Source organism: Vreelandella nigrificans (assembly GCF_002374315.1).
Classification (GTDB): domain Bacteria; phylum Pseudomonadota; class Gammaproteobacteria; order Pseudomonadales; family Halomonadaceae; genus Vreelandella; species Vreelandella nigrificans.
Window position 1 is genome coordinate 1 of sequence record NZ_NWUX01000044.1, and the last position, 8896, is coordinate 8896.

Consider the following 8896-nt stretch of genomic DNA (forward strand, 5'->3'; position numbering starts at 1 on the left):
CCTGCCCGAGCTTGCCCCCGGCCTGCGCTTTACCCTGACTGACCACGACACCAACAGCCTTAACTGCGACTGGCAGGTTGTTGAGGTTATTCACCAGGGTGAGCAGCCCCAGGCGCTGGAAGAAGATGGGATGACCCAACGTGACGCACACCTACAGGGTCAGGCAGGAACAGAAGCGATGACGCGTTACCACAACCACGTCACGCTAATCCCCGGCGATGCTCCCTGGCGGGCTACCCCCAATCCCAAACCACGGGTCGATGGCCCCCAAGTGGCCTTTGTGGTTGGCCCCGAAGGGGAGGAGATTCACTGCGACGAGCACGGCCGGGTCAACGTGCAGTTCCCCTGGGACCGCTACGCCGAGCCAGATGATACCGCCAGTGGCTGGGTGCGTGTCGCCCAAGGCTGGGCGGGAGGTGGCTACGGCAGTATGGCAATACCCAGGGTTGGCCATGAAGTGATCGTGGAATTTTTAGAAGGTGATCCAGACCAACCACTCATCACGGGTCGTACCTACCACGCTTCCAACATTCCGCCTTACTCACTACCGGAGCACAAAACTCGCACGGTGCTGCGCACCCAAAGCCACAAGGCCGAAGGCTTCAACGAGCTGCGCTTTGAAGACGAAGCCGGTGAAGAGCAGATTTGGCTCCACGCCCAGAAAGACTTGGAGCTATTAACGCTTAACGACCGTATTGAAGAGGTTCGCAACGACAGTTTCTTGCACGTCAACAACGACCGCATCAGCGAGATCGACAACGACGACCACCACAGGGTGAATGGTAATCGCCTTGCACGCACCGAAGGCCAGCAGCACTTCAGTGTAGAAGGCTCACTACATATCAAAGCAGGCCAGGCATGGTTAAGCGAAAGCGGCCGCGAACTGCACATCAAAGCAGGCCAAAAAGTGGTACTGGAAGCCGGCAGTGAATTAACCCTGAACGCTGGCGGTAGTTTTATAAAGCTAGACGGTGGCGGCGTCACCATGGTCGGCCCCAAGGTGCGGGTAAACGCAGGCGGCAACCCCGGTAATGGCAGTGGCCAAGCGGTGGAAAGCCCGTTACTGCCAGGGCATGCAGTGGCTGAGGCGCATGATCGAATTGATAATATTTCACAAACTGCGCTATTGAAGACCAACCTTAAGCTGCCAGAAGTATGTGAAGAGTGTTGGCAGAAAGCATTAGCTGAAGGCCAGAGCGCAATACCAGGGGAACAGGCATGAAGGCTGATACTCTTCCGCCATGGCAACGCTCCTCATCATCAGAAGCCTCTGAAATAGAGCGCTATGCCTTAATTGAGCTATCTCACCTACCCGTATCCGCACGAACGGCTCTGTTCAATGAGCTGGTTCAAGACAGCCATTATTGGCCGCTAGTTAAAGATGAAAGCCAGCCCCATTTGCAGCGCGAAGGCCCGTGGGTGTTACAGGTTAGGCAAGACAAACTTGATAAACTGCTAGCGCTCGATGGCATCGTATGTGCTTTACAAGGCTGGATCGAGAGTCCACTTACCGGAACTGAACTGGCTAGCCATCTGGCTCCGGCCATGGCGGTGGAAAACCCGCAGAAGCAGCGCTCATTACTACGATTTTATCTCCCTGATGTCATTACCCAGTTGCATAAGGATGCGCTTGATAATCCAGCAAACGCACTGTTTTTAGGTGTTACTCGCTGGTGGTATCGAGATGCAACATTAGGCTGGACGGCTCTTGAAGGGAAAGCCTTGCCAGAGAGCTTGCCCCCATGGCAACTGACAGTAGATGAAGCCCGCTGGCAATCCCTACACGGTGAGCCGGAGGTTATGCAATTGACCGCCGAGTTAGTCGATTTTTCACCGTCATTATTTGAAGGTGTATGTCTTTGCGAGCGACCCCGTCAGGTGGCTAAAGCGCTAATGCAAGCCAATAACCATGGTTTAACCGCCATTGCCGACAAAAGAACCTTTGTTTATGTGCAATTAAGCCAGGGTAGTGACGCCTGGGCATCAGATGATATGCAAAGCCTTTTACAGCGCGCGTCTGGTGGTGAAGCCACGCTGGCTGACTTACTGACAACCACTTACCAGCAGACTGAAGAGTGTTAGTTCGCTGGGCAATAAGCCGTTATATGCGCCTTGTACCTGTTTGGCTTCAGGTGTTATTGGCTGCTTTGGTGGTTATATGGGTTGCTTGGAACATTCTTTTTAACACTTCGAAAAGTGGCTCTTTAGTGGGACATAATCATACCGATAGACCCATTGGCAGCTTCTGGCTAGATGACAATTGGGGCGGAAATTTATCCGCTTACTCTGGCGGTTTGTATACCAGAGGTGGTACTACCTGTTGCTGGTCTTTTAAAGGAGATTCTGTTGAGGTTGTATGGATTCTAAGTATGACGGGAGAGCAGAAGCGTCAGGGAATTGAGGAAGAGAGACATAGCGAAAACATCCCTATGCCAGCATATAGCCGAGACGATCAGTACTTGCATGTCCACTTTCTCCCTGACAATCAAGTCGAGCTTGCTTGGAGTCCAGACTTACAGTCTCCGCTTTCTGAGCGACTCCGAGATAAAAAACATAGCTATGATTAATGATAAGCACTATGCGGAATTTATTATGAAAAAAAGGGATTATTTACCATGTTAGTACGCTGGGCGATAAGCCGTTATATGCGTTTGATACCTACTTGGCTTCAGATATTATTGGCTGCTTTGGTGGTTTTATGGATTGCTTGGAGCATGATTTTTAACTCTTCAAAGAGTGGCTCTTTAATGGGTCATAGTTATATAGACCGACCAATTTACAGCTTTTGGGTTGATGGAAATTGGGGTGGGAATCTATCTGCCTACTCTGGAGGCTTATATACGGGAGGTGGGACTACCTGCTGCTGGTCTTTCCAAAGCGGCACTGTTGAGGTGGTGTGGATTCTAGATGTTACCCCTGAAGATATAGAATCTGGACTAGAGGAAGAAAGGCATAGCATAACTGTGTCAATGCCGCCCTACACCCAAGAGGATCAATACTTGCACGTTCACTTCCTTCCCGACAATCAAGTCGAGCTTGCTTGGAGCCCAGACCTGCAATCTCCTCTATCTGATAGACTCCGAGAGGACATGCAAAATGATTGACCAAAGTACACTAGAGTGTATGCAAGCACTGGGAACATCTAATGCTACGACATCTGAAGTAAATATAGGAGCTAATTGCAGCCAAATTCTGGATATTGGTTTATTTTTTGACGGTATTAGCAGAAATCTTGAGCAAGACATACAGAGTGGAAATGTAAGTAATATTGGCCGTTTCTATAGCGCTTATCCAGAAAGAGCTCAAGGAACAATTGCTCACAAATTTTATAGGCACTACTACTCCGGACTAGGCACTCCATTCGACTCCAGCTTATCAGATGATGTGGTGGGTGCTGCTCATCGTGTACCTAGTGAAGCAGTCGGAGCGGGTGAAGGGCAGTTGCGTTCCAGTGGCACGGATGCTGCAAAAGAAGTTCTCTCTGGTGGTGGTTCGGGGCGCTGGTACGAAGTTTTTGGGCGTTCATTTAAAGTATCCATCACTCAACCCTGGAACTGGGTAAAAGCGGCCCGGGATGCCGCTATTCGGACGGGTATTGAAGCCGCTGCACCTATCCGGGACACCTCTATTGCCGCCAATCTCTTAATGAGTGGAAGCCACACCCGCCTTTCCTCCGCTGTTCGCGATTTCCACAACAGCGTTGCTGATGTTAAGCAAAACAGCGAGCTACCGTTGGCCCGAATACGTGTCTCTGTCTTTGGCTTCGATTTTGGTGCCGCCATGGCAAAAGCATTTTTACGGCGGCTGCTGGATGAAGTATGCGATCAAGACGGGGAGCGCTTTGTTTATCAGGACAGCGATGTGGAGGTGGTATTTGTAGGCTTGTTGGACTGTGTGGACCGTACCCATGCTGAGATGGGACTGCTGGATTGGTTTCACCCGTTAAGTCCGGTACTTGATGATGGCGGAGAGCTACATCCAGGCTGCCAGCGAGTGCTGCATCTAATCGCTGCCCATGAGCGGCGTTTTTACCGCCGCTGCCGTCCACTGGGAAAGGGAAATCCGCACTGGCGTGAAGAACTATGCCCTGGCATTAGCGAAGATATTGGCGGAGGCTTAGTAGCCGACGAACAGAAAGCCAGCGCAGAATTATCGCGTGCTGCCCTGCACCGCATGTATCGCAATGCCACTATCGCTGGTGTCCCTTTTCCGCCGTTAGATAGCTTGGTTACTAGAGGTCGTCGTTTTGCCCAAATGTTTGAACTGAATGATGAAATCGAAGGCTATTCATTACCCGCTTTGGCGCGCCACTATCAACGATATACCAATTCTCGACACAGTCCTACAGGTGAGAACTTTCGCCTCCATACCCTGGTTTATCTGGCCTGGCTAGCACAACGTTACCGTGACTATCAGGATACCCTGGCTGCTCTAGAAGCCCGCGAGGATGCCTTGCCCAACCGTTATTACCATCGCACTATTGGTTCACTGGTGGCATCTGTTTCAGGCTCTCAAGAAGAGTGGTCGATTCAAACAGCAGAGCGCGCTGAGATTGATGAGGCATTGTCAGCATTAAAGCAAGCCTGGGGCTGGCTCGATGATGTGGATAGCGAGGCAAAGGATATACGTCGTCGAATGATGTCCTCTGGAAATACGGGATCGCATGCTCGCGCAACACTTCGCCACCATTTTCAGTTGGCTAGCAGTTGGTACCAGTGGACAAGAGAAGAGTCGCCTCCTGAGCTACCTGAACCAGTGGGGCTTTTATTTGCCTATGGTTTGCATGACAAGCAGCCCGAAGAGATGACTTATCGAAATCGGCAGCCTTCACAGCTCGTTGGCGGGTATCGTTTTATGACGTGGCGGGGTATTGATCAGCCCTAGGGGGACAAGCTTAATCGCTTAAACTGACTTCAATATTGTAAGGCAGTAATGAGATCAAGCATGCCAGTCATTAATATTAGAAATTTCTTATTTTTTTATGGGCCCTTCGTGGATCAGCATTGCTGCACCGTGGCTGGAGGCCTACTACCGCCTGCAAGGCATATTTGCCAATATTACTATTACCGCCCGCTGGGTGCCGCCACAAGAGCGCGATGCATTAATGAACCAACTGGCGACGTAGACGCCATGTATTACATGGGTGAGTCCGAGCGGCGGCAAAATATGATGGGCTTAACGACTAAAGCCATGGAGTGGTACTTAAAAGCCGCCGAACAAGGCGACCCTTACGCTATGTTGCGACTGTTTCAAGGCGGTGCATGCATTGGGGGGAAATGCCCTGAAGGTAGTGACGATTGGCGCGAAGCCGCATTGGACATCACCCTGCCCAAAGCCGAAGCGGGCGACCCGGAGGCCATGCTGGCGATGTACTACATCTACGCCAATCTCGATGCCTCTCGGTTAACATCTATTTATAATTTGGTGGGCATTCCCACCCGTGCAAGCAAGTGGCTAAAGCGAGCTGCCGAAGCAGGGCTTCCCGAAGCCCAAACCAGATGGGGGCGCCATATTATGAACGGACGAGGCTGGTATTTTACGCAAAGCCGTCGCTTAGAAGCCGCCGAAAGCTGGTTTAGCCGCGCTGCGGAGCAGGGCTATGTTCCCGCTATGGAGCAAATGGACTATGTGAATAGAGAGCAACAAGACTTCGAAGAGAGCTGGCGATGGAGGCAGCAAGCATCCAATAGCGGAAATATTGATAGCCGACTAGGAGTGGGATGGTGTTACTTGGATCCCAGCCACGATGAAGAGTGGTGTTCAAATGAACAGGATAAAACAAAAGGCTGGGCAATTCTCTATGCCATGTCTCATGAGTTGGGTGGAAAAGGTGCAGAAGATATTATGGAGTGGAATCAAGAAGAATTAACCGCAGATCAGAAGTTGGAGGCTGAAGTGCTAGCGGAAGTGGAATGGATAGGGCGTCAGCCCCCGCTTTCCAACTTTCCACGCCGCTTTGGTTTCTGAGTAGAGATATGGCAAAAGCAACGCGTCTGCTATTCGTTTTATTGTTGCCGTTGATGTGGCCCCTCAATAGCTGGGCGCTGCCAGTCGATATCCAGGCCGCTAAAAATGAAGGAATGCGCCTTTACAACATTGGGCACTCAACAGCAGCCATACCCTATTTGCATCAAGCGGCTGACGCTGGCGACGTAGACGCCATGTATTACATGGGGGAGTCAGAGCGGCGGCAAAAAATGATGGGCTTCACTACCGCCGCCATGGAGCGGTACTTGAAGGCCGCCGAACAAGGCGACCCTTATGCCATGCTTCGCTTATTTCAAGGCGGCGCCTGTATTGGGGGTGTATGCCCTGAAGGTGGCGATGATTGGCGCGAAGCGGCGCTAGAAGTCACTCTGCCCAAAGCTAAAGCCGGTGATCCGGAAGCGATGTTGGCCATGTACTATATCTACGCCAATCTCGATGCCTCTCGATTAACGTCTATTTATAACCTGGTGGGCATTCCCACCCGTGCAGGCAAGTGGCTAAAGCGTGCCGCCGAAGCGGGGCTTGCTGAAGCACAAACCCTATGGGGAAGCCAAGTAATGGATGGACGTGGTTGGTACTTTACTAACAGCCGCCGTCTGCAAGCCGCTGAATTTTGGCTCCGACAAGCGGCTGAGCAAGAATACGTGCCTGCTATGGTAACTTTAACCTCAGTTCTAGAGAAACAAGGCAAATATTCTGAGCTATGGTCATGGGTAAAGCGTGCATCGTTGCTTGGATCTAGGATTGCTAGAGTTGTGCATGGAGAATGCCTTATCGCTCCAGAAGGCTTGGAATATTGTCGCACAGAAGCAAGTCCTATCCAGGGGGGGCAATGCTTTATGCGGTCGTAGAAGAAACGGAAGACAGTACAGCGAAGCACATACTCGAACAGAATCGTTCAAAGCTTTCAGAAGAGGATGAGGCAGAAGCTAAAGCGCTGGCAGAAAGCGAATGGATAGGCAGTGAGCCCCCGCTTTCCAACTTCCCTCGCCGTTTTGGGTATTAAGCTTAAGTATGGCAAAAGCAAACCGATTGGTACTGCCTCTCTTTCTTCCATTGATGTGGTCACTTCATAGCTGGGCGCTATCCGCGGATATCCAGGCCGCCAAAGGTGAAGGTATGCGCCTTTACAATATTGGGTACTCAACAGCAGCCATGCCCTATTTGCGTCAAGCGGCTGATACTGGTGACGTAGAATCCATGTATTACATGGGGGAGTCAGAGCGGCGGCAAAAAATGATGGGCTTTACTACCGCCGCCATGGAGTGGTACTTGAAGGCCGCCGAACAAGGCGACCCTTATGCCATGCTTCGCTTATTTCAAGGCGGCGCCTGTATTGGGGGATGCCCTGAACGCAGCGCCTGCTGACCTAAGTGACCCCGAGGGCCGTGCCATTCGTTACATGGGCTTCCAGCTTCCAGACCGCTGGCACCACATGGGCATTCCAGACACTCGTTTTGGAGTGGAAGATGACTGGATGCGCAATAGCGTTCACCGCTTCCAGTATGAAGAAGATTTCAAACAGGAGTATCACCAGGGGAAACAAATTAGTACGCCTGCACCTGGAAGATCTCACCGGGCAGGTTCACCATAAGTTCTGGGATCGGGCAAATAGAACCTATCAACCCATTGAGGACGAAATGACTTTCACTACGCATCCCTCATCATTGACCTGGGCACGGCCCCAGCAAGGAGGCCGCCGATGAGCTTGCAAGACGAACCTTTAGTGCCAGCGGAAGGTTACGCCGAAACCGCTTATCGTGCTGATGCTATCCCCGAACAGAGCTATGCCCCACAGAATGACATGCTGCGCGGGCGCGTTCTTGAAACCCGTCTGCCATGGGGCAGTTATTTGTGGATAAACCCCACTACCAATCAATATTCGGAAAGTTGGTTTCAAGAGTATCTATATATTGGCGATGACTATCATGACTATACCATGATTAACGAGTCGCGTTGGTCTCAGCGTGTCGATGAAGATGTTTACGTTCTATACCGCTTTGTTAGGTTTATTTTTGTTATTTTTTCGCACTTGTTTAGTTTTGTAGGAGGAGGAGGGTGGTTCATTTTTGGTGTAATGGCGGTGTGTACGATTCTTTTTATATTCGCTGCCGATTCTTTGCTGCAAGCATTTGCTCCGCTAGCAATTGTTACAGCAATTTGTGGTACTGCGACCCTCCTCCGCCAACTGTGGGAAAAATATTCTATTAAGTTTTATAAGGGCAATCGTAATTGGTCGAATGACTATGCCTTTTGTCGGCGTACAGGCATGGTTAAGACGGATATAGGCGACTTTCCTTTTTATGAATTTGATACCTATATCGAAATGCGGGTAGGTACCCAGGGTTCTCAGTTCCATTCCTTGAAACTGATCCATCGCTATCCTCATCGTAGTCGCCTTCCGCATAGTAAAAGTTCCCTTGAATTTGATTTTACTGTTGGTGGCAGCATTGCCCAGCTGTATGCCGCTTGGGATATGCTGCAGCGCTATATGGATGTCAGTCAGCCATTGCCTGATATTCCCCAAGTTGAACCCTTCCGCCACCTCGATCCGACTACCAAGGCCTATGACGAGGCAGGTAAACGTGGTCGTCCTGCTACCTACTGGCGCGATTTATATGCCAATAGCAGCACGGAAGAGCTTAAGACGCTGCGCGAGGCGCACCGCGCCGAGGTGGACAGTACCATTTGGGGTGGGCGCCCAGACTTAATGGAACTCTCCGTGCCCAACTACCGTGAAACCCGCAAGGGCGAGCCGGAAGACGTCAATGACTTTGGCCGCTTTCCTTGGAAAGCTGGCACGTTCGTTGACCGGCCGGAAGCGACTCCGTCCGCGGATTCAACGGATCAGCAGCCGAACGACGAACACCCACGCTGAGTTCAAATCTGCCAATATCCATTGGTTACC

The 8896-nt window shown here is 51.1% G+C and carries 11 protein-coding genes; all 11 read left to right on the top strand.

Going from position 1 to position 8896, the window contains the following annotated elements:
• Positions 1-1222 (top strand): type VI secretion system Vgr family protein (locus CPA45_RS22210; protein WP_133066815.1); only part of this gene is annotated, 1222 nt, incomplete at its 5' end.
• On the top strand, positions 1219-2082 hold the full coding sequence (locus tag CPA45_RS22215; protein WP_096655467.1) for a DUF4123 domain-containing protein: 864 nt from the start codon (positions 1219-1221) through the stop codon (positions 2080-2082). The genes CPA45_RS22210 and CPA45_RS22215, both read left to right, overlap by 4 nt.
• A 23-nt stretch (positions 2083-2105) precedes the next feature.
• Positions 2106-2567, top strand: coding sequence for a DUF3304 domain-containing protein (locus CPA45_RS23320; RefSeq protein ID WP_096655469.1), 462 nt, complete (start codon positions 2106-2108; stop codon positions 2565-2567).
• A gap of 48 nt (positions 2568-2615) precedes the next feature.
• Entirely contained in the window at positions 2616-3104 is a 489-nt protein-coding gene (locus CPA45_RS22225; RefSeq protein WP_096655471.1) for a DUF3304 domain-containing protein, read from the top strand.
• The gene (locus CPA45_RS22230; protein ID WP_096655473.1) at positions 3097-4884 is read left to right on the top strand and encodes a DUF2235 domain-containing protein; all 1788 of its coding nucleotides are present in this window, start codon (positions 3097-3099) and stop codon (positions 4882-4884) included. The genes CPA45_RS22225 and CPA45_RS22230 overlap by 8 nt, the downstream gene beginning before the upstream one ends.
• Before the next feature lie 60 nt (positions 4885-4944).
• On the top strand, positions 4945-5967 hold the full coding sequence (locus tag CPA45_RS22235; protein ID WP_165771607.1) for a tetratricopeptide repeat protein: 1023 nt from the start codon (positions 4945-4947) through the stop codon (positions 5965-5967).
• An 8-nt stretch (positions 5968-5975) separates the two neighbouring features.
• Entirely contained in the window at positions 5976-6839 is an 864-nt protein-coding gene (locus tag CPA45_RS22240; RefSeq protein ID WP_096655477.1) for a tetratricopeptide repeat protein, read from the top strand.
• Positions 6821-6994 carry a hypothetical protein gene (locus CPA45_RS22920; protein WP_165771608.1) on the top strand — a complete coding sequence of 58 codons (174 nt, stop codon included), beginning with the start codon at positions 6821-6823 and terminating at the stop codon, positions 6992-6994. Before CPA45_RS22240 ends, CPA45_RS22920 begins: the two co-directional genes overlap by 19 nt.
• An 8-nt stretch (positions 6995-7002) precedes the next feature.
• On the top strand, positions 7003-7356 hold the full coding sequence (locus tag CPA45_RS22245; protein WP_208858581.1) for an SEL1-like repeat protein: 354 nt from the start codon (positions 7003-7005) through the stop codon (positions 7354-7356).
• The gene (locus tag CPA45_RS22770; protein ID WP_133066816.1) at positions 7325-7582 is read left to right on the top strand and encodes a hypothetical protein; all 258 of its coding nucleotides are present in this window, start codon (positions 7325-7327) and stop codon (positions 7580-7582) included. Before CPA45_RS22245 ends, CPA45_RS22770 begins: the two co-directional genes overlap by 32 nt.
• Before the next feature lie 108 nt (positions 7583-7690).
• Entirely contained in the window at positions 7691-8866 is a 1176-nt protein-coding gene (locus CPA45_RS22250; RefSeq protein ID WP_096655479.1) for a hypothetical protein, read from the top strand.
• Positions 8867-8896 lie beyond the last annotated feature (30 nt).

Bases quoted from the DNA above. Each gene is read 5' to 3' on its own strand.
- CPA45_RS22215 (WP_096655467.1), top strand. From the start codon at position 1,219: ATGAAGGCTGATACTCTTCCGCCATGGCAACGCTCCTCATCATCAGAA.
- CPA45_RS22240 (WP_096655477.1), top strand. From the start codon at position 5,976: ATGGCAAAAGCAACGCGTCTGCTATTCGTTTTATTGTTGCCGTTGATG.
- CPA45_RS22225 (WP_096655471.1), top strand. From the start codon at position 2,616: ATGTTAGTACGCTGGGCGATAAGCCGTTATATGCGTTTGATACCTACT.
- CPA45_RS22235 (WP_165771607.1), top strand. From the start codon at position 4,945: ATGCCAGTCATTAATATTAGAAATTTCTTATTTTTTTATGGGCCCTTC.
- CPA45_RS22920 (WP_165771608.1), top strand. From the start codon at position 6,821: ATGCTTTATGCGGTCGTAGAAGAAACGGAAGACAGTACAGCGAAGCAC.
- CPA45_RS22245 (WP_208858581.1), top strand. From the start codon at position 7,003: ATGGCAAAAGCAAACCGATTGGTACTGCCTCTCTTTCTTCCATTGATG.
- CPA45_RS22230 (WP_096655473.1), top strand. From the start codon at position 3,097: ATGATTGACCAAAGTACACTAGAGTGTATGCAAGCACTGGGAACATCT.
- CPA45_RS22250 (WP_096655479.1), top strand. From the start codon at position 7,691: ATGAGCTTGCAAGACGAACCTTTAGTGCCAGCGGAAGGTTACGCCGAA.
- CPA45_RS23320 (WP_096655469.1), top strand. From the start codon at position 2,106: ATGCGCCTTGTACCTGTTTGGCTTCAGGTGTTATTGGCTGCTTTGGTG.